The sequence below is a fragment of the Mycobacterium kubicae genome (assembly GCF_015689175.1).
Taxonomy (GTDB): domain Bacteria; phylum Actinomycetota; class Actinomycetes; order Mycobacteriales; family Mycobacteriaceae; genus Mycobacterium; species Mycobacterium kubicae.
Genome location: NZ_CP065047.1, coordinates 5,872,260 through 5,890,237, shown reverse-complemented (window position 1 = coordinate 5,890,237; position 17,978 = coordinate 5,872,260). Strand labels below are relative to the sequence as shown.

Below are 17,978 nucleotides of genomic sequence, written 5' to 3'. Positions count from 1 at the left end.
GTGTTTCGCTCGGCGCGTCGGCTCGTGTTTGCCGGAACCCAGGTGTCTAATAGTCGCTTGTGGGTTGAGTCACATAGTGGGCATGTGTCATAACCCGGCTGAGATGTTCGATCGCAGGGAGTGTCACTGTGCGTACCAACCCATTACCCCGGTCACGGATGGGCCGAATCGCCTGGTCATGGTTCCGCCACCCAGTGAAGAGTCACGAATTTCCCGCCAGACATGAGCGTCTGGTCACCGCCGAAGATCTGCTCCGCTTCGCGGTGTGACTACGCCAAACTTTTAGTCACACGCGCGAAGGAGGTTTGCTGCGGCTAGGAGGCGAGCAAGCCGGAATCCCGGATCGCCTCGGCAAGCGGTTCCAGCACCTTGGGGTCGTGGGGCGGCGTGATGTAGACGATCCCCAAGTCGAGTCCTTCGGCCGCCAGCCCGGCCGCCTGCTCGATGACTTGGCCGAAGTTGCGGTCGTTGTCCAGCCGGAGATGAGCCGACAACATGATCTCTTTCGGGTCGCGCCCGATATCGGCGCAGTGGGAGGCCAGGACGTCGCGCTTGCGGGCGAACTCTTCGGGCGTGCCGCCGACGAAATTCCAGTGCTGGGCGTAGCGCGCGGTGATCCGTAGCGTGCGCTTTTCTCCGTTACCGCCGATACAGATGGGCGGGTGCGGCCGCTGTGGTCCCTTCGGCTCGTTGCGCGCGTCCTTGAGCTGATAGAACTTGCCGTCGAACGTGGTGGTCTCCTTGCTGAGCAGGCTGGTGATCACCTCGCACGCCTCCTCGAACCGGTCGAAGCGCTCCTTGATGGTGCCCAATTCGATGCCGTAGGCGCCCGACTCCTCCTCGTTCCAGCCGGCGCCGATGCCCAGTTCCAGCCGTCCGTTGGAGATGACGTCCAGGGCGGCGGCCATGTTGGCCAATACCGCGGGATGGCGGTAGTGGATGCCGGTGACGAGCGTGCCCAGCCGGAGCCGGGTGGTCGCCTGGGCCAGCGCGGTCAGTGTCGTCCAGCCCTCCAGGCAGGGGCCGGCGGAGTCGCTGAAGATGGGATAGAAGTGATCGAAGGTCCACCCGGATTCGAAGACGTCGATGTCGTCGGCCGCGGTCCAGACGGCCAGCATGTCCGCCCAGGTGGTGTCTTGGGGTGAGGTCTTGAAAGCGAATCGCATGACATCGACCGTAGGCCAGTTTCCTGTGGCCGAACTAGACTCGAGCGAACGATGAGCTGTGCCCTGGGAATCGACACCAAGATCACGCTGCTGGCGACCGGACTGATCTTTCTGCTGGCGCTGGTTCTCGGGGTCTGGAAGTACCGGCAGATCATGACCACCGCCGAGCATCGCGCCCATCCGTACGTCGACATCGCCCACCGGGCCGCGCTGCTGTACGCCTTCGCCACCCTGCTGACGGCGGCGTTCGTGGAACTGAGTGCGTGGCCAACGTGGGTCAACCTCACCGCCGCGATGGTGGTGGTCTTCTTCTTCGTCGCCGCCATCGGCAGCTACATTCTGCACGGCGCGCGCCGGGACACCGAGAACCAATTCGACCCTCCCCCGCCGGGCACCGGGCTGGCGATGTGGTCGCTCATCCTCGGCGAGATCGGCGGCTTCGGAGTCGTTTTCGCCGGCTTCATCGACGGGCAGTTCCTCTGATGGACCCGGTGATCGCGCTGCGCCAGATCGCCTATTACCGGGACCGCAAGAGGGATGATCCCCGTCGCGTCATGGCCTATCGCAACGCCGCCGACATCATCGAAAAGCTCGACGAGGCCACCCGGGAACGGCACGGGCAGGCCAACAGCTGGCAGACGCTGCCGGGCATCGGCCCGAAAACGGCCAAGGTGATCGACCAGGCGTGGTCCGGGCGGGAGCCCGACCTACTCGTCGAATTGCGTTCTGCCGCGCAAGATCTGGGCGGCGGAGATCTCCGCGCCGCGCTGCGCGGCGACCTGCATCTGCATTCGAACTGGTCGGACGGATCGGCGCCCATCGAGGAGATGATGGCGACCGCGGCGGCTCTGGGGCATGAGTACTGCGCGCTGACCGACCACTCGCCGCGGCTGACCATCGCCAACGGGCTCTCACCCGAACGCCTGCGCAAACAGCTCGACGTGATCGACGAACTGCGCGAGCAGTTCGCCCCGATGCGCATCCTGACCGGGATCGAGGTCGACATCCTTGATGACGGCAGCCTGGATCAGGAGCCCGAGTTGCTGGAGCGGCTGGACATCGTGGTGGCCAGCGTGCACTCCAAGCTGTCGATGGACGCCGCGGCGATGACGCGCCGCATGGTGCGCGCGGTGTCCAACGAACACACCAATGTGCTGGGCCACTGCACCGGCCGGCTGGTTGCGGGCAACCGCGGGATTCGGCCCGAGTCGAAATTCGACGCCGAGGCGGTATTCACCGCGTGTCGCGACCACGGCACCGCGGTCGAGATCAACTCGCGCCCGGAGCGACGAGATCCGCCCACCCGCCTGTTGCACCTGGCGCGCGACCTCGGCTGTGTGTTCAGCATCGACACCGACGCGCACGCGCCCGGCCAGTTGGACTTCCTGGGTTATGGCGCGCAGCGGGCGCTGGACGCGGAGATCGACGCCGAGCGCATCGTGAACACCTGGCCCGTGGAAGAGCTGCTGGACTGGTCAGTCCGGTAGGTGTGGCATCTCCAAACCCGGGTCGCGCCCGACCAATACCGCGCGGGTGACCGCGGCCTTGCCGTAGCGATGCCGGATCCGGTCCACCGCCGCGTCGATCGCCGGGGATTCCCCGTCGAACGGGAGCATCAGCTGCTGGGCGCCGCTGCGGTCGATGCCCGAAACCGCGAATCCGACCAGAGTCAAACCGCGCTGCGCGATGTCGGGCTGGGCGGCGGCGAGTAGTCGGCGCGCCGCGGCGAGGATGGGCTGCGTCGCGGAGGTGGCCTGCGGCAGCGTGTGCGAGCGGGTCGCGCGGGTGAAGTCGTCGAACCGCAACCGCAACACCACGGTGCGGCCGGTGCGACCGGCCGCGCGCATCCGGGTGGTGATGCGGTCGATTAGCGTGATCACCACCGCGTCGAGTTCGGCCGGTGACATGGTGTTGCCGCGGCGCCCGAGCGCGCGCTGGGCGCCCACCGAGCGCCGACGCACCCCGGTGACGACCCGGCGCCGATCGATGTTGCGGGACAGGGCATACAGTTGGCGGCCCATGGCACCGCCGACCATGGACGCTAGCGTCGATTCGCCGAGTTCGGCGACGTCGGCAACCGTCCGCACGCCATGGGCTTGCAGCTTCTCGGCGGTCTTGGCGCCCACCCCCCACAACCGGCGCACCGGCAGCGGATGCAGGAAGGCCAGTTCCTGGTCGGGTGGGACCAGCAGCAGCCCGTCGGGTTTGGCTTCCTGGCTGGCCACTTTGGCCAGGAACTTGGTGCGGGCCACGCCGACGGTGATCGGCAATCCCACCAGCTCGCGCACCTCGGCGCGCAATTGTGCCGCGATCTGCACCGGTGTGCCCGACACCCGGCGTAAGCCGCTGACATCGAGAAACGCCTCGTCCACCGAGACCGGCTCGACGAGTGGGGTGCAGTGCCGGAACACCTCGAAGACGGCATCACTGGCGCGCGAGTAAGCGCTCATCCGCGGCGGCACCACGACCGCGTGCGGACACAGCCGCAGAGCCTGGGCGCCGCCCATCGCGGTTCGCACGCCGTACGCCTTGGCCTCGTAGCTGGCCGCCAGCACGACGCCGCCCCCGACGATCACCGGCCGGCCCCGCAACGTCGGGTCATCCCGTTGCTCGACGGAGGCGTAGAACGAGTCCAGATCCGCGTGCAGGATGGACGCCTCGCACCGCACGAACATATGTTCGCATAGCGGGCTGACACGCCGCAGCGTGCGGGTTGCTAGCTGCCGGAACTGACGACCACGATGCCGTCGTCGTCGCTGTAGGCAATGTCGCCCGAGGCGAAGGTGACGCCGCCCAAGGTCAGTTCCACGTCGCGTTCACCGGCGCCGGTCTTGGTGCTCTTGCGGGGATTGGTCCCCAGCGCCTTGATACCGATGTCGATGCCGCGTAGCGCGGCGGCGTCGCGCACCGCTCCGTTGACGACGAGCCCGGCCCAGCCGTTGGAGCGGGCCAGTTCGGCGATGACATCCCCGACCAGGGCGGTGTGCAGCGAGCCGTCGCCGTCGATCACCAGCACACCGCCATCGCCCGGCTCGGAGAGCACCGACTTGAGCAGTGCGTTGTCTTGGAAACACCGCACCGTGGTGACGGGGCCGGCGAACTCGGTATGACCGCCGAATTGGCGGAACTGGAGATCACAGCTGCGTACATCGGGCCCGATGTCGTCGACCAGATCGGCGGTGGCCCGGAAGGACACGGTCATGCTGCTCAGCCGCGGCGCAGCTGCCGCACCAGCAGGATGGCCAGCAGGCTCAGTGCGAGCGCAACCACCAGTGGCACCGGCGACTGCAGCGCGGACGACGGCGACGCGTCCCGGGGCAGGGGATCGTTGGCGTGGTCAACTGTTGACTTGGCTTGAGCGGCAGCATCTTTGGCGGCAGCGGCCAATTGACCGTTGGTCTCGGCGCGATGCTGCACGCCGAGGATCTCGTCGGCCAGCGTCGGCGGCGCCGACTCGGAGGTTTCGGCGGGCGCGTTGTCAGCCGGCGCCTGCTCAACAGGTACTTTCTCGGGCGCTTTCTTGGCGGGGGCCTTCTTGGCGGGCGCTTTCTTCGCGGGGGCCTTCTTGGCGGGCGCTTTGGCGGCCTTCTTGGCGGGTTGCTTCTTGGCTGGCGGTGTCGGGGTCACGTCCGATTCGCCCTCGGGTCGATCTTGCGGGTCTGCCATGCGGCCGCTCCTTTGAGCTGTGTCGTCGCTGAATGAGTCCATGAATGCTTGGGTCCCATCATGCCAGGACGGGTTACCGCCGCCGGGGCGGCAGAGGCACCTACCGACGCCGCCGCGCGGACCAGAAGGCGACGACGGCCACCGACACCACCGCTCCCACCGCGAATGGCCACGCCGGTAGATCACTGTCGTCCTGGGGAGGGGATGCCGACGGACCCGGCGTGCCGGTGCCGGGCACGCTCAGCCGGAATGACCAGGACCCGGGGACCACGTGCCCGTCGGCCGAGGTGACTCGGTAGTTCACGGTGTACGTGCCGACTGGCCCGAGGGGCCGCACACCGACGCTGACGACGGCGCCCTGCACGCTCGGGTCACCCGTCGACCACAGGTTTTCGTCTGGGCCGACGACGGTCATGGCCGCGAACGCCGTCTGGAGTCGCTCGTTGAAGGTGGCGCTCACGGTGGCCGGCCCCGATGCCACGACGGCGTTGTCGGCCGGGTCCGTCGCCACCCGGGTCGCGTGGGCGCTGGCCACCCCGGCCGCCAGCGTTGCGCTCACGGTGAGGCCGGCCAACAACACGCCCAACCAAACGAGCGGCGCCAGCCGTCGCAGCCCGTTCATGTGCGCCTCCGCAGCGTGAGACCGATACCCATGGCACCGATTATCAAGGCCGTTCCACCCAGCCAGCGCGCGGTGTTGTCGGCGCGCGGATGCCGCGGATCGGTCGAGGCGACAACCCGATCCGCCGGCGGCTGTGACGCTGGCGCCGCCGCACCCGCCGTGAGGGTGAGCAGCGGTGCGGGATGTTCGGGTTCCGCGCCGCCCGGCAGCGGCGGCTGGTCCCACTTGACGACCAGCCCATCGGAGTAGGTCTGAGTGGTGGGGAAGCTGACCGTGGCGGCATCGGGCAGCCGTAAGGAGATGCGGAACAGCCCGAATTGATCGGGCGGTACACCACCGTTGGGCGCGGCGGTCCAGGTCACCGAGCGAACACCGCCCGACGCGATGTCGCGGTCGAGCGTGGCGGTCCACCCGGGCACGGCTTCGGCGCGGGCCGAGCCGACAATGGGCAACGCAACGGTGAGCGCGGTGGTGGCGGCGCTGGTCGCGGACTCGTTGGGCACCTGAAAGGTGACGACCGCCATGGCCCCACGCACGGCCTGGTCACTGCTGGCGCGCACATGTGCCCACACCGGCGACGCCAGGGCAACCGAGCCGAGCCACAACACGGCGGCCACGCTCATCACACGCACGGGCATAGCGGCGACGTGCGTCAGCTCAACCCAAGCCGAGCCATCAGGTCTGCTTCGATCCCGTCGAGCTGCGCGGAGATGGCCGTGTGCGCGGTGCGGCGACGCGCCGCAGGCATGTTCTCGGCGGCCGTGACGGCGGCGGACAGATCGCTGAGCCGTTCGGATATGGCTGAGGCGAATTGCTTGGTCTCCGCGTCTTTGGGCTTCTTGTCCTGCACCATCCGCAGGGATTGCTCCGCGCCGGCGATGCGGGCCGACAACCTTGCGCCGTGGCCGGAGAACTGCCCGATCTGGGCCAGGGGGATGCCGAGTTGGTCGGCGCGCCGCTGATCGATCAGCCCCCGCGCCGCGATGGCCGCGCGGTAGATCACGGGCGTCAGAATCGGCGCCAGCAGCCGGGACACGGTCAGTACCCGGCGAATTCGCGTAGGGGAGAACACTTTTCCCTCGCGGGCTGCCTTGAGTTGGGTCTCGGCAACCCGCAATGCCGCCCGATCGCTGTCGCGCTGAGCTTTGAGCTGCGCCTTGAGCGCCTTGTCGGCGGCCCGCTGGGCGGCTTTGAAGCGGCGCGCTTCGTTCCTGGCGAGTAGCTTGGCCTCCAGCTTGGCGCGAGTCTTGATCGCACGGACCTCGGCGCGACGGGTCGCACGGCTCTTTCGCTTGCGAAACAGGGCCATCCCCGGACGCCTCCCGGTATCTCGTGAACAATCGCGGTGCGTGTGAACGCTGGGCCAACCCTAATCGGAGTCAGCCGTCCGCAACGTGTCAGGTCCGGGTGACGGCTGGAGCTAGGCGTCGAGCCGCTCGGCTTGGCGCAACTCCTCGATCCGCTCGACGATCTGCTGCTGAGCGTCCTGGGACAGCCCTTGGGCGCGCTCGGCGATACGGCGCACCCCGTCCTGACGGGTGGCGGCGAGCCACTGCAGTTCCTTGTCGAGCTTCTCGTAGTACTCGTCGTCCGTGAAGTACGCCGGCTTGATGCGGAAGAAATTCGCCAGCGCCGCCATGGTCGCGGAGGACGGGTTCGTGCGGTTGCCTGAACGTAGCTGCGACAGGTACGGAGCCGACATCGTGATGCCCTCTGCCTTGAGCGCGGCAATCACCTCTGCGGAGGTGTGGGGTCCACGACCGGGGGGATACACCGTGTCGAACAGGCGGTTCAAGCGCGCAGCGAACGTCGTGCTCATCGATATGACCTCCACCGGAGTGAAAGAAGCGGAACAGTTAGCAAAAGCTATTTGCTGATCATGGTAGCGAGAAACTCTTGGCACAACCACTTGCAAACCTCACGATAGCGGGTACGGACGATGGGGCCGGCCATTGCAGCAGCCCCCGCCGAGCATCCAAGTGATTTGGCGAAGTGTCCATACATCGAGCGAATTTCACAGGTTATCCGCAGAATTCCGCGCGAGAGGCGGCGCAGCGACGCGGCCGACCCGGCATCGGCCAAGGCGCCGCGCGGGCCTATTAACGCGCGTTCAGCGGACTCTCGGCAACCGGCATCCCGCAGAAAACCTGCCAAAAGTATCTTTGCTGTCCGGCTCCGGTCGGGCAGTTTGAGGCGGCCGCCGAAGGACCCGGAGACCACTGCCGGTCACCGACGGGAAGCATTCAGAATCAGGCGGGCGTCTATCCGGCGCCGTCGCGCACCGGTCCGGTAACGTCCTGCGGCCCGGCAACCGCCGGCGCCGTCGCACGTCGCCGCCGCAGGGTTTGCGCCAATCTTGCCGAGCCAACCCCGACGACAGCCGCCAGCGCCACGCCTGCCGTCACCGCGATGGCCACCGAACGCCAGCCCAGCGCGCTGTCGAAGAGGATCCACAGACCGAAAAGGAGGAACAGCAGGCTGGCCAGAATGTGCAGCACACCATCGGGCAGGCGTCGGTGCAGGAACAAGCCCGCGACGATGGCCAATCCGTCGGCCAGGATCATGCCGAGCGTCGACCCGACCCACACGCCGACCCAGTCGTGGTTACTGGCCAAGGTCAGCGTCGCCAGCGTCGTTTTGTCGCTCATCTCGGCCAGCACGAACGACGACACAACGGTCAGCAGGGCGAAGCGCGGCTCGCCACCGGCCGACAACTTGTCCTCGCCGTGGCTGCCCTCTCGCCACGCCCAGATGGCGAAAAGCAGGAACGCGATGGCGGACGCGAAGGCCATCGGCCGCGACGGCAGGGTGGCGCCGAGAAAGTGACCGATCGTCACGGACACGCCATGCACCGTGCAGGAGGCGATGGCGACACCCGCCAGCACGACCCACCACCGATACCGCAGGGCGTAGGTCATCGTGATCAGCTGAGATCTGTCGCCGAGTTCGGCGAGGAATACCACGCCCAGACTGAGCAGTGTTGCGGCGAGCATTGCAGGCGACCTTTCGACGCGCGGGCAGTGTCTGTCTAAGTCGATCGAGACACTGCACATCGGTCGAAGGTCTCGCCCACCGTCCTTTCGAACGGTTCGCCGGCCGGGCTTTCGCCAGTATGTCGACGCGACGATTCGGGGCTACTCCCCTTCGCTAACGCATCCCAGGCTAGCGGGCACCATTGATCTTTGCCAGGACGGCGACGAAGTTCGGGTACCCGTATTAATTCCTTTGAATTGGCTTATGCCGCAAGCAGCATTGCCAGAATGGCGGTGTCGGGATGGCTGATCGGGTCAACACCGACGCGGCTCACCATCGACGTAATGGTGCCGTCGGCTTCGGCTTCCACCCATGCCGCCCGGTGTTCCAGTCCCAGATAGGGCAGACCGGGCAGGAGCACGCATCCGGAGGCGGCGCCGGTGCACTCGGGCAGGGACGGTGTGGTCTCCGAGGGCGGGTGCAACATCAACAGCGCCGGCGGTTGGTGCTCGGCGAAATAGCCTGGCTGTATTGCTGATTCACCGAAGACGGTGCCCTCGGCCAATACCAGGCCGACGGTGCCTGGCTCGGGTTCGTCGGGCAGTTCCTCCCGGGCGCCGAACACCGTTGTGGTCGAGAGCAACCCGGGCAACGAGGCGACCCGTACCGCGACCATCAGTAGTTGCGCCCATTCCTTCGTCGAGTCCGGCCAACGGCCGGAGATGACAAACCCTTTCAGGGCACCACGAGAATGAAAGGGAGCAACCCCTATCGGCTGACCCGATCCTGCGTCCATCTGGCCCCTCCGCGACGCCTCCGCCCGAATTAACCACGCTGGTAGTTCGCTAATGGTATCTCGAATGATCAAGCATGCGCGGGGTTTACGCGCGGTGCAACTCGACACGGCTATGCCCGGGTGGGGCAGAAATGCCGGGACGGCCGCGCTAAAAGCCAAGGGCGCCGCGCAAACTCGCGCGACGCCCTGGGCAGGGGTGGTGTCGAGGTCAGCCGAAAATAAGGCCTGCGGTTTTGGTGGTCGCCGCCTCGTAGCGCGACTGGACGTCGGCCCAGTTGACCACGTTCCAGAACGCCTTGACGTAGTCGGCCTTGACGTTCTTGTACTGCAAGTAGAAGGCGTGTTCCCACATGTCGACCTGCAGCAGCGGGATGATGCCCAACGGAATGTTGCCCTGCTGGTCGTAGAGCTGGAACGTCAGCAGCTTGCCGCCCAGGGTGTCGTAGGCCAAGACCGCCCAACCCGAGCCCTGCAAGCCGTTGGCGGCCGCGCTGAACTGGGCACGGAACTTGTCGAACGATCCGAACGCGTCATCGATGGCGGCGGCGAGTTCGCCGACCGGCTTGTCGCCTCCATTGGGAGACAGATTCTTCCACCAGATGGAGTGGTTGACGTGACCGCCGAGGTGGAAAGCGAGGTTCTTTTCGTTGAGGAAGATCGCGGAGTGGTCGTCCTTGGCGCGCGCCTCTTCGAGCTTGGCGAGCGCGTCGTTCACGCCCTTGACATAGGTGGCGTGGTGCTTGCTGTGGTGGACCTCGTTGATCTGACCGGAAATGTGCGGTTCCAGGGCTCCGTAGTCCCAGTCCAAGTCGGGCAAGGTGTATTCAGCCACGGCATTCCTTCCTTGAGTGATCGTTAGTGCTCGTCGTGTGACGCGTCAGTCGCAGGTTCCGCCGCGCGGACGCCTAGCGTAATCAACCCTGCTGCAAGACCGCGCGCGCCGCAAGGAAGAGCCCCGGGGACCCGGACAGGGTCACCGCGGTCGACGAGTTCACGACAACGCGATAAGCGCGAGAATGGCGAGCAACGCCAAAGCGATCAGGCCGGCACGTAAAGCGGCGACGACATAGGCATGGTTCCAGACGGGCGAGCCGGAGTACGACTTCGACGGTGTTGATCCGGGACCAAACGAATGTGTGGCCATCCACTGCCTTTCACCTGCAGCCACCCCGCAAGTGAGGTGGGTCACAACAAGTATTGCGTCGCAGATCATAGCGCTAAGTGGACGGCTGGGGAAAGTGGCCGGCGACGGGGCGATTGGAGCATGCCGCTCACGCCGGACCCCCGCACGCGGAGAAAGTTTCCAAATCGGGTGTTTAAGTTTGTTGGCGTTTGGGTACTAGCATTGAGCGCTGCGAAAGATTTCGCTCAAGTGAATGCTGGGCTGTCGAAAGATGGCCGCCACCGGCGCGGGTTATCCACAATCGTTTTCCGATTTTGGCCGATAGAGGCCGGGATGCGCATGCCGTAATCACCCCTGTCTTTGTGGATAAACTTGTGGAAACTGTGGATAGCTATTAGTAGCTGAGCGTTGCGGCGCTCGCCGCGCGACGATCTGGTTAACCCCCGCTCCTCCTCGGCCCGCGTGCCGCGGCCCGCATCGTCGCAGACTGGGTTTGATTGCCCTGCTCCTCCTCGGCCCGCGTGCCGCGGCCCGCATCGTCGCAGACTCGGTTTGATTGCCCTGCTCCTCCTCGGCCCGCGTGCCGCGGCCCGCATCGTCGCAGACTCGGTTTGATTGCCCCGCTCCTCCTCGGCCCGCGTGCCGCGGGCCGCATCGTCGCAGGGCTAGTCTGGTGCCGTGATCCAGGTGTGCTCCCAGTGCGGCACCCGGTGGAACGTCCGGGACCGACAGCGGCAGTGGTGCCCCCGTTGCCGCGGGGCGCTGATGGCACCGCTCACCGACATGCCGCCTGCCGACCCCCGTTGGCGCACACCCACCGCACCGCAGATGCCTGCGGCGCCCACCATGCAACGCACCGCCCCGCGGCTGCCACCCGGATTCCGCTGGATCGCCGTCCGTCCGGGCGCCGCACCGCCCCCACGGCGCGGCCGGCGCGTGCGTGGCCCGACTCCCCGCTACGCCGTCATTCCACGCTGGGGTCTCGTCGACCGCGTCGAGCAGGCCGCGCCTGCCCCGGATGCCGCTGCCAAAGCCGCGCCGTCGATACCCAAGGTGCGCACCGCGCTGTTCGCCAGCCTGCTTGTGCTTTGCCTCGCGGCATTGGTGTTCGTCGTGCGCTACATCCTGCTCATCATCAACCGCAACACCCTGCTCAACTCATGGGTAGCCGGCGGCATCACCTGGCTTGGCGTGGCGGTCAGCGTGGCCGCGCTGGCGGCGGTGGGCACCAGCGCCGTGCTGTTGATCCGATGGCTCATCGCCCGCCGCACGGCCGCGTTCGGGCATCACGATCTGCCCGACCATCGCTCGCACCGTTCGTTGTGGGCGGGCTGCCTGGTGCCGTTGGTCAACCTGTTCTGGGCGCCGGTCTACGTCATCGAGCTGGCGCTCGTCGAAGACCACTACGAACGCGTGCGCAGACCGATCCTGGTCTGGTGGATCCTGTGGGTTGTCAGTTACCTGATCTCGCTGTTCGCCATCGGCACCAGCTGGGTCTCCGACGCCCAGGGCATCGCCAACAACACCGTCATGATGGTCCTGGCATACCTGTGTGCGGCGGCCACCCTGGCCGCTGCGGCGCGGGTCTTCGAGGAATTCGAGCGCAAACCCGTCGAGCGGCCCGCGCATCGTTGGCTGTTCGTCGAGCCGGACTCCGCGGAGCGGCCGAACTCATCCGCATCCGCCGGTGCAGTTGAGTTAGAGGGTCGGGAACCGGCAGCATAGTGGGCATGGTCTGGGCCGACGAGGTGCTCACCGCTCATCCGTTTGTGGTCGCCCATCGCGGCGCGTCGCACTCGCTGCCCGAGCACACGCTCGCCGCCTACGACCTCGCCCTCAAAGAAGGCGCCGACGGGGTGGAATGCGACGTGCGCCTGACCCGCGACGGGCACCTGGTCTGTGTGCACGACCGGCGCCTGGACCGTACGTCCACCGGCGCCGGCCTGGTCAGCACGATGACCCTGGCCGAACTCAAGGCGTTGGAGTACGGCGCCTGGCACAACAGCTGGCGCCCGGACGGTGCCCACGGCAACACCAGCCTGCTCACGTTGGATGCGCTGGTGTCGCTGGTCCTGGACTGGAACCGGCCGGTGAAGATGTTCATCGAGACCAAGCACCCGGTGCGGTACGGGTCGCTGGTGGAAAGCAAGCTGCTGGCCCTGCTGCACCGCTTCGGCATCGCGGCTCCGGCCTCCGCGGATCGCTCGCGGGCGGTGGTGATGTCCTTCTCCGCCGCCGCGGTCTGGCGAATCCGGCGGGCCGCGCCGCTGCTGCCGACGGTGCTGCTGGGCCGGACCGGCCGCTATTTGACGAGCAGCGCGGCCACCGCCGTCGGCGCCACCGCCGTCGGCCCGTCGCTAGCGGCGTTGAAGGAATATCCGCAACTCGTCGACCGCTCCGCCGCCCAGGGCCGCGCGGTGTATTGCTGGAACGTCGACGAGTACGAAGACATCGACTTCTGCCGCGAGGCCGGGGTGGCGTGGATCGCTACTCACCACCCCGCCCGGACCAAGGCATGGCTGCAAAGACAGCGAGCCAACGAAAGCAGCGGCTAGCGCTAGAGGCGGCCACCCGCCGCATGCGGAGCGTCCGACGGTGACGGCGCCCGGCCCACCTCGCGCGCGACGAAGTTCTCCAGCTCGAAAAGATTGGCTCCCGCGCGCTCGGCGACCCGTACCAGCGTCGACATCAGCGCAACCTCTTCGACCTGCTCCTTGAGGAACCACTGCATGAACTGCTCCCCGAGGTAGTCGCCTTCGTCACGGGCCACGGCGGCAAGCCGACTGACTTGGTCGGTGACCGCCCGCTCCTGATCGAGCGCGAGCGCCAACGCCTCGCGAGGCCGGTCGAACTGGTTGCGGACTCCGTCGACGCCGGGGATCTCCACGCGCAGGTCACGGTCCAGCAGATGCTGCACCAGCATCATCGCGTGATTGCGCTCTTCGACCGCCTGGCTGTAGAAGTGCTTCGCCAGTTGCGGCAGGTCCGCGCCGTCGAAGTAAACGGCAATTGCCACATATTGTTGGGCGGCCGTGAATTCGTTGAAGATTTGTTCTTGCATTAATGCGTGGAATTTCGTCTTGTGTCCGTCGTAATCGGTCATACGGCAACATTATCGCAGGTAGATGGGGGTGACAACGAAGGCGATACTTAGTGAGGACACCATATCCAAAGGCAGGATTGCCTTAGTAAAGTGAGGCTAAATAAACTGCGGCCGCATTTCGCCGAATTACGGTTGCTCGTTGATCAGGCTGGTCGGCACCGCGGCGTCGGAGGCCAGCGCGTCGAACAACGCCCGGGCCGCGTCGTGGTTCCACACCACTACCGAGCCGACGGCACTGTCGCTGAAGTCACCGATCGGCACGGTCATCGAGGTCGTCGACCCGTTCAACGCCCAAGCCAGGCGAGCGAGGTCCCAGACGTGATCACCCCGGTCGACGGTCAGGGCGCCGGCCGCCGCGCGCGGCACGGTGTACCAGCGCCACGGGTTGAGGTAGACGGCCGGGCTTGCGGCCCGGTGCAGCAACGCCGACATGAATTGTCGTTGGTTGATCATTCGATCGAGGTCGGCCCGCGGGGTCGCCCGCGTCCGGACATAGCCCAGCGCGCTGCGGCCGTCGAGATGCTGGCAGCCGGCGGGCAGGTTGATGCCGGCCAGCGGATCGCTGATGGGTTCGGCCGGGCACACCCGCACTCCGCCCAGCGCGTCGACCAGTACGGCGAACCCGCCGAATCCCACCTCGGCGTAGTGGTCAAGTCGCAAGCCGGTGGCCTGCTCGACGGTCTGTGCGAGTAACGACGCTCCGCCCAGCACGAACGCGGCGTTGATCTTGTCCCGGCCATGACCGGGTATCGGCACATACGAGTCCCGGGGTATCGACACCACCGTGGTCGGTGTGCTCGAGGTGAACCCGGGCAGGTGCACGAGCAGGATGGTGTCGGTACGTCCGGTTCCGACGTCGCCGCCGGTGGCCAGTTCCTCTTGTTGCTGCGCGGTGAGGTCTTGGCGACTGTCCGATCCCACCAGCAGCCAGTTGGTGCCGCTGCCGGCCGTGGGGCGATCCGAGTAGTCGAGCAGGACTGCTTGGCGGGGCACCGCGGTGTCGAACCAGATCGCTCCGCCGACGATGACGGTGCCCATCAGCAGCAGGCCGATCAGCAGAACCGATACCAGCCGCCGGCCCCAGCGGCGTTTCGTGCGAGCGCGACCGGGGCGGGGTGGTGGAGCCACCGGGCGTGGCGGTGGGGGCATTTGGCGCGGCGGCGACACCACCGGCGGTGGCGCCGGTGCCATGGGGCGCGGCGGTACCACCTGCCGCGGTGGGCCGGGTGGGGCGCCGTCGCGGCGAATGATTTGCGAGGGCTCCCGACGGACGGGACGCGGCGGCACCGGACCTCGCGGTCCGGGACCTGGTCGCTCGCCGTTCACCTGCACAACGTACGTGGCTGGCGCACCGACCGCCGCCAACCTCCCGGCGCGTGTGCGTAGCTAACGTCGGGCGCGCAACCCGTTGACGAACGGGCAACCCATCAGCACGCGAATCGCTTGCCTCAGGCCGGTCATATCGTCGACCGGTTTGTGGAAGGGCAGTCGGATGTCCCGGTCACCGTCGCTGCCCTCGACGCGGAAGCGCATGCCGTATCGGTCCAGTCCCAGCGGCCGCACCTGCCCCCGCCGCAGCGCGGCCGGAAGGCGGGATACCAGCCGTGCCACTACGTCGTCGTGGGCAGTGGAGAGGTGCCACAGCAACGTCGACTCGATCTCGCAGAACGGGTCGGGCCGCGCCGCGAGGAGATCTTCGACGCTGACCGGCTCCGCGCCCGTGGCATCGGTGACGACCACGGAGTCGATGTCGAGCCGCAGCAGGGTGTATCGGGTGTCGTCTTCGGCGGCCGGCTTCGACCGGGGGGTTTGCACCTGCAGCAGCGCCGGATTCGGGTGCTCTGTGGCGATCAGATCGAGCATCTTGGTCACCGCGCCGGGGAGAATGTGGTGGATCCGGCCCCGGACCCACACCAGCGAACGGACCGGTTCGCGCACCGGCAGCGGCGCATAGTCGGTCAGCTCCAGCAACGCCTGCGAGCAGCACAGCACGTCCTCACCGCGCTCAACCGGAACCGCCACCGCGAAAGACCCGTCGTAGAGCAGGTGGTGTACGGCGGTGGCGGCCGGATCCTTACCCTCGACCGCCAACAGCGCACCACCGGCGCGCACACAGGCGCTGCGAATGCGTTCGGCTGTGGTGGGTGTCGGGTGTGTGACCGGTAGCACCATCATCTCCTCGGCTTAGGTAAGCCTAAGTTAACTTACAACCCATGACGCCGCAAGAGTGGTAGCGCCCGGCAGGCCGTTAGGGTTGAAGCGTGGCCCGCATCGCGTATCTCGGTCCGGAAGGCACCTTCACCGAAGCGGCGCTGCTCCAAATCACCGGTGCCGGACTGGTGCCGTCCCACGGGCCCGAGAGCCTGCAGCGGTTGCCCGTGGAGAGCACTCCGGCCGCGCTGGACGCCGTGCGCGATGGCGGCGCCGACTACGCCTGCGTGCCCATCGAGAACTCCATCGACGGGTCGCTGGCGCCGACGTTGGACAGTCTGGCCATCGGCTCGCCGCTGCAAGTGTTTGCCGAGACCACCTTGGACGTGGCATTCAGCATCGTGGTTCGGGCCGGGATCAGCGGCGCCGAGGTGCGAACTGTGGCGGCGTTCCCGGTGGCGGCCGCGCAGGTGCGCCAGTGGCTCAACGCGCAGTTGCCCGGCGTCGAGTTGCGCCCGGCGTACTCCAACGCCGACGCTGCCCGGCAGGTCGCCGACGGCCAGGTGGACGCGGCGGTGACCTCACCGCTGGCCGCCTCCCACTGGGGCTTGGCCACGTTGGCTGAAGGCGTCGTCGACGAGTCCAACGCGCGTACCCGCTTCGTTCTCATCGGCCCGCCAGGCCCACCCCCCGCGCGTACCGGAGCCGACCGCACCTCGGTGGTGTTGCGCATCGACAACGTGCCCGGCGCGTTGTTGCTGGCGCTCACCGAGTTCGGCATGCGCGGCATCGACCTCACCCGCATCGAATCACGGCCCACCCGAACGGGCTTGGGGACCTACATGTTCTTCGTCGACTGTGTCGGGCACATCGACGATGACGCCGTCGCCGAGGCACTCAAGGCGCTGCACCGGCGTTGTGCTGATGTGCGGTACCTGGGTTCCTGGCCGGCCAGCCAACCCAGCGGCGTGCCACCGCCGAACTCCGATGAGGCCTCGCGATGGTTGGCTCGGCTGCGGGAGGGAAAGCCCGATCCGGGCAGCGGCACGGGGGAGACGGCGCAATGAGTGGTCGGTTGGTGCTGGTTCGGCACGGCCAGTCCTATGCGAACGTCGAGCGCAGGCTGGACACCCGCCCTCCCGGGGCGGCGCTGACCCCGTTGGGTCGCGATCAGGCGCGGGCGTTCGCGCTGGGCGGTAACGCCCGGCCGACCTTGCTGGCGCATTCCATCGCCACCCGAGCCGTCGAGACGGCCGGGGTGATCGCCGCCGAACTGGACTTGTCTCCGCTGCGGTTGGACGGCATCCACGAGGTTCAGGTCGGGAAGTTGGAGAACCGCAGCGACGACGATGCGATCGCCGAGTTCAACGCCATCTATGACCGCTGGCACCACGGTGAGCTGGACGTGGCTCTGCCCGGCGGGGAGACCGGCAACGACGTCCTGGACCGGTATCTGCCGGTATTGACGGAATTGCGGATGCGCTACCTGGACGACGACGCGTGGGATGGTGACATCGTCGTGGTCAGCCACGGGGCGGCCATTCGCTTGGCATCCGCCGTTATGGCCGGGGTCGACGGCGGGTTCGTCTTGGACAATCACCTCGAGAACGCCGAATCGGTGGTGCTGACACCGGTCACCGACGGGCGGTGGAGCTGTGTGCGCTGGGGTGCGCGTACGCCGCCGTTCTATCCCGAACCGGGCGCGACGCCGGTGAGCGACGCCGTGGCGTCAAGCACCGACCCGATGGGTTGACCGCACCACCGTCACCGACTCGGCACAGCTACAGCCGATCGCGTCGCAGTCGATGACGAAGGTGTGGGTGAACAGCTCCGGGGCGGTGCAATCCGGCTCGGTGCATTCCGGCCGGCTCATGCTGTGGCGAATGATGGTGCCGTGGCAGTGTTCGAGGCCGTCACGGCAGTCGCGGCAGACTGCGCTCATAAGCCGTTCATAGCACTCGGCGGCGACAAATGGTCGATGCCGCGCCCGGCTGGGGCTCGGTTCCGGGCCAGGTCTCAGCCGATGATCAGGCCCAACCCAATTCGTCGAGCCGGTCGTCATCGATACCGAAGTGATGGGCGATCTCGTGGATCACGGTGATCGCCACCTGCTCGACCACCTCCTCCTCGGATTCGCAGACGTCCAGTAAGGCTGCGCGGAAGATCGTGATCGCGTCGGGCAGCGTGCCGGCGTAGTCAGAGTCACGCTCGGTCAGGGCCACCCCCTCGTAGAGTCCGAGCAGGTCGTCGTCTTCGGGGTGTCGGTCGGCGACCAGCACCACGACGTTGTCCATGGCCGCCGCCAGTTCCGGCGGGATGAGATCAAGTGCGTCGGACACCAAGTCGTCGAACCGCTGCGGGTCCATCCGCACCGGCAC

23 protein-coding genes are annotated in these 17,978 nt (G+C 67.0%); 6 read left to right on the top strand and 17 right to left on the bottom strand.

The window, feature by feature from the left end:
• Positions 1 to 314: 314 nt before the first annotated feature.
• Entirely contained in the window at positions 315 to 1,166 is an 852-nt protein-coding gene (locus I2456_RS27700) for an LLM class F420-dependent oxidoreductase (protein ID WP_085074046.1), read from the bottom strand.
• Between the two features lie 51 nt (positions 1,167 to 1,217).
• Here I2456_RS27700 and I2456_RS27695 point away from each other — a divergent pair, with 51 nt between their 5' ends.
• Positions 1,218 to 1,649 carry a hypothetical protein gene (locus I2456_RS27695; RefSeq protein ID WP_085074047.1) on the top strand — a complete coding sequence of 144 codons (432 nt, stop codon included), beginning with the start codon at positions 1,218 to 1,220 and terminating at the stop codon, positions 1,647 to 1,649.
• On the top strand, positions 1,649 to 2,653 hold the full coding sequence (locus I2456_RS27690) for a PHP domain-containing protein (RefSeq protein ID WP_085074048.1): 1,005 nt from the start codon (positions 1,649 to 1,651) through the stop codon (positions 2,651 to 2,653). Before I2456_RS27695 ends, I2456_RS27690 begins: the two co-directional genes overlap by 1 nt.
• Here the strand turns inward: I2456_RS27690 and dinB are convergent.
• The 11 genes from dinB to I2456_RS27635 form a co-directional block, all read right to left on the bottom strand.
• Complete coding sequence (gene dinB / locus I2456_RS27685) at positions 2,642 to 3,841, bottom strand: DNA polymerase IV (protein ID WP_085074049.1); 1,200 nt, start codon at positions 3,839 to 3,841, stop codon at positions 2,642 to 2,644. The two genes, I2456_RS27690 and dinB, sit on opposite strands and share 12 nt — an antisense overlap.
• Before the next feature lie 41 nt (positions 3,842 to 3,882).
• Positions 3,883 to 4,368: a ribonuclease E activity regulator RraA gene (gene rraA, locus I2456_RS27680; protein ID WP_085074050.1), complete on the bottom strand. Its 486-nt coding sequence runs from the start codon at positions 4,366 to 4,368 to the stop codon at positions 3,883 to 3,885.
• A 5-nt stretch (positions 4,369 to 4,373) separates the two neighbouring features.
• Entirely contained in the window at positions 4,374 to 4,832 is a 459-nt protein-coding gene (locus I2456_RS27675) for an Rv3852 family protein (protein WP_085074051.1), read from the bottom strand.
• A gap of 100 nt (positions 4,833 to 4,932) precedes the next feature.
• Entirely contained in the window at positions 4,933 to 5,445 is a 513-nt protein-coding gene (locus tag I2456_RS27670; RefSeq protein WP_371869962.1) for a copper resistance CopC family protein, read from the bottom strand.
• Between the two features lie 5 nt (positions 5,446 to 5,450).
• Entirely contained in the window at positions 5,451 to 6,077 is a 627-nt protein-coding gene (locus I2456_RS27665; RefSeq protein WP_241007818.1) for a YcnI family copper-binding membrane protein, read from the bottom strand.
• 29 nt (positions 6,078 to 6,106) lie between these two features.
• Positions 6,107 to 6,763 carry a DUF6474 family protein gene (locus I2456_RS27660; RefSeq protein WP_068034059.1) on the bottom strand — a complete coding sequence of 219 codons (657 nt, stop codon included), beginning with the start codon at positions 6,761 to 6,763 and terminating at the stop codon, positions 6,107 to 6,109.
• 111 nt (positions 6,764 to 6,874) lie between these two features.
• On the bottom strand, positions 6,875 to 7,273 hold the full coding sequence (locus tag I2456_RS27655) for a secretion protein EspR (protein WP_068034520.1): 399 nt from the start codon (positions 7,271 to 7,273) through the stop codon (positions 6,875 to 6,877).
• A 442-nt stretch (positions 7,274 to 7,715) separates the two neighbouring features.
• Positions 7,716 to 8,447, bottom strand: coding sequence for a TMEM165/GDT1 family protein (locus tag I2456_RS27650; protein WP_068158075.1), 732 nt, complete (start codon positions 8,445 to 8,447; stop codon positions 7,716 to 7,718).
• A gap of 242 nt (positions 8,448 to 8,689) precedes the next feature.
• Positions 8,690 to 9,223: a peptidase gene (locus I2456_RS27645; RefSeq protein ID WP_068034063.1), complete on the bottom strand. Its 534-nt coding sequence runs from the start codon at positions 9,221 to 9,223 to the stop codon at positions 8,690 to 8,692.
• A gap of 208 nt (positions 9,224 to 9,431) precedes the next feature.
• The gene (locus I2456_RS27640) at positions 9,432 to 10,055 is read right to left on the bottom strand and encodes a superoxide dismutase (RefSeq protein ID WP_068034065.1); all 624 of its coding nucleotides are present in this window, start codon (positions 10,053 to 10,055) and stop codon (positions 9,432 to 9,434) included.
• Between the two features lie 159 nt (positions 10,056 to 10,214).
• Entirely contained in the window at positions 10,215 to 10,367 is a 153-nt protein-coding gene (locus tag I2456_RS27635) for a hypothetical protein (RefSeq protein WP_165605646.1), read from the bottom strand.
• A gap of 657 nt (positions 10,368 to 11,024) precedes the next feature.
• Here I2456_RS27635 and I2456_RS27630 point away from each other — a divergent pair.
• Together I2456_RS27630 and I2456_RS27625 are read left to right on the top strand one after the other, a co-directional pair.
• Positions 11,025 to 12,071, top strand: a complete 1,047-nt coding sequence (locus I2456_RS27630) for a DUF4328 domain-containing protein (protein WP_085074054.1) — start codon at positions 11,025 to 11,027, stop codon at positions 12,069 to 12,071.
• Between the two features lie 5 nt (positions 12,072 to 12,076).
• Positions 12,077 to 12,901: a glycerophosphodiester phosphodiesterase gene (locus tag I2456_RS27625; protein WP_068034522.1), complete on the top strand. Its 825-nt coding sequence runs from the start codon at positions 12,077 to 12,079 to the stop codon at positions 12,899 to 12,901.
• Between the two features lie 2 nt (positions 12,902 to 12,903).
• Here I2456_RS27625 and I2456_RS27620 read toward each other — a convergent pair whose 3' ends face one another.
• The 3 genes from I2456_RS27620 to I2456_RS27610 form a co-directional block, all read right to left on the bottom strand.
• A complete protein-coding gene (locus I2456_RS27620) occupies positions 12,904 to 13,449 on the bottom strand; it encodes a ferritin (RefSeq protein WP_068034070.1) in 546 nt (181 codons plus the stop codon).
• Between the two features lie 126 nt (positions 13,450 to 13,575).
• Positions 13,576 to 14,775, bottom strand: a complete 1,200-nt coding sequence (locus tag I2456_RS27615) for an LCP family protein (RefSeq protein WP_068158153.1) — start codon at positions 14,773 to 14,775, stop codon at positions 13,576 to 13,578.
• Positions 14,776 to 14,835: 60 nt separating this feature from the next.
• Positions 14,836 to 15,621: a DUF2470 domain-containing protein gene (locus I2456_RS27610; protein WP_276052313.1), complete on the bottom strand. Its 786-nt coding sequence runs from the start codon at positions 15,619 to 15,621 to the stop codon at positions 14,836 to 14,838.
• Positions 15,622 to 15,710: 89 nt separating this feature from the next.
• Between I2456_RS27610 and pheA the strand changes: the two genes are divergently transcribed.
• Entirely contained in the window at positions 15,711 to 16,667 is a 957-nt protein-coding gene (gene pheA, locus I2456_RS27605; RefSeq protein ID WP_085074055.1) for a prephenate dehydratase, read from the top strand.
• A complete protein-coding gene (locus I2456_RS27600) occupies positions 16,664 to 17,353 on the top strand; it encodes a histidine phosphatase family protein (protein ID WP_068158087.1) in 690 nt (229 codons plus the stop codon). Before pheA ends, I2456_RS27600 begins: the two co-directional genes overlap by 4 nt.
• Here the strand turns inward: I2456_RS27600 and I2456_RS27595 are convergent.
• Both I2456_RS27595 and I2456_RS27590 read right to left on the bottom strand, forming a co-directional pair.
• Complete coding sequence (locus tag I2456_RS27595) at positions 17,330 to 17,542, bottom strand: hypothetical protein (protein WP_068034076.1); 213 nt, start codon at positions 17,540 to 17,542, stop codon at positions 17,330 to 17,332. The genes I2456_RS27600 and I2456_RS27595 overlap by 24 nt on opposite strands.
• An 85-nt stretch (positions 17,543 to 17,627) precedes the next feature.
• Entirely contained in the window at positions 17,628 to 17,978 is a 351-nt protein-coding gene (locus tag I2456_RS27590; RefSeq protein ID WP_068034078.1) for a metallopeptidase family protein, read from the bottom strand.

Bases quoted from the DNA above. Each gene is read 5' to 3' on its own strand.
- rraA (WP_085074050.1), bottom strand. From the start codon at position 4,368: ATGACCGTGTCCTTCCGGGCCACCGCCGATCTGGTCGACGACATCGGG.
- I2456_RS27600 (WP_068158087.1), top strand. From the start codon at position 16,664: ATGAGTGGTCGGTTGGTGCTGGTTCGGCACGGCCAGTCCTATGCGAAC.
- I2456_RS27690 (WP_085074048.1), top strand. From the start codon at position 1,649: ATGGACCCGGTGATCGCGCTGCGCCAGATCGCCTATTACCGGGACCGC.
- I2456_RS27655 (WP_068034520.1), bottom strand. From the start codon at position 7,273: ATGAGCACGACGTTCGCTGCGCGCTTGAACCGCCTGTTCGACACGGTG.
- dinB (WP_085074049.1), bottom strand. From the start codon at position 3,841: ATGTTCGTGCGGTGCGAGGCGTCCATCCTGCACGCGGATCTGGACTCG.
- I2456_RS27625 (WP_068034522.1), top strand. From the start codon at position 12,077: ATGGTCTGGGCCGACGAGGTGCTCACCGCTCATCCGTTTGTGGTCGCC.
- I2456_RS27635 (WP_165605646.1), bottom strand. From the start codon at position 10,367: ATGGCCACACATTCGTTTGGTCCCGGATCAACACCGTCGAAGTCGTAC.
- I2456_RS27695 (WP_085074047.1), top strand. From the start codon at position 1,218: ATGAGCTGTGCCCTGGGAATCGACACCAAGATCACGCTGCTGGCGACC.
- I2456_RS27645 (WP_068034063.1), bottom strand. From the start codon at position 9,223: ATGGACGCAGGATCGGGTCAGCCGATAGGGGTTGCTCCCTTTCATTCT.
- I2456_RS27665 (WP_241007818.1), bottom strand. From the start codon at position 6,077: ATGAGCGTGGCCGCCGTGTTGTGGCTCGGCTCGGTTGCCCTGGCGTCG.
- I2456_RS27700 (WP_085074046.1), bottom strand. From the start codon at position 1,166: ATGCGATTCGCTTTCAAGACCTCACCCCAAGACACCACCTGGGCGGAC.
- I2456_RS27660 (WP_068034059.1), bottom strand. From the start codon at position 6,763: ATGGCCCTGTTTCGCAAGCGAAAGAGCCGTGCGACCCGTCGCGCCGAG.
- I2456_RS27595 (WP_068034076.1), bottom strand. From the start codon at position 17,542: ATGAGCGCAGTCTGCCGCGACTGCCGTGACGGCCTCGAACACTGCCAC.
- I2456_RS27650 (WP_068158075.1), bottom strand. From the start codon at position 8,447: ATGCTCGCCGCAACACTGCTCAGTCTGGGCGTGGTATTCCTCGCCGAA.
- I2456_RS27610 (WP_276052313.1), bottom strand. From the start codon at position 15,621: ATGGTGCTACCGGTCACACACCCGACACCCACCACAGCCGAACGCATT.
- I2456_RS27620 (WP_068034070.1), bottom strand. From the start codon at position 13,449: ATGACCGATTACGACGGACACAAGACGAAATTCCACGCATTAATGCAA.
- I2456_RS27675 (WP_085074051.1), bottom strand. From the start codon at position 4,832: ATGGCAGACCCGCAAGATCGACCCGAGGGCGAATCGGACGTGACCCCG.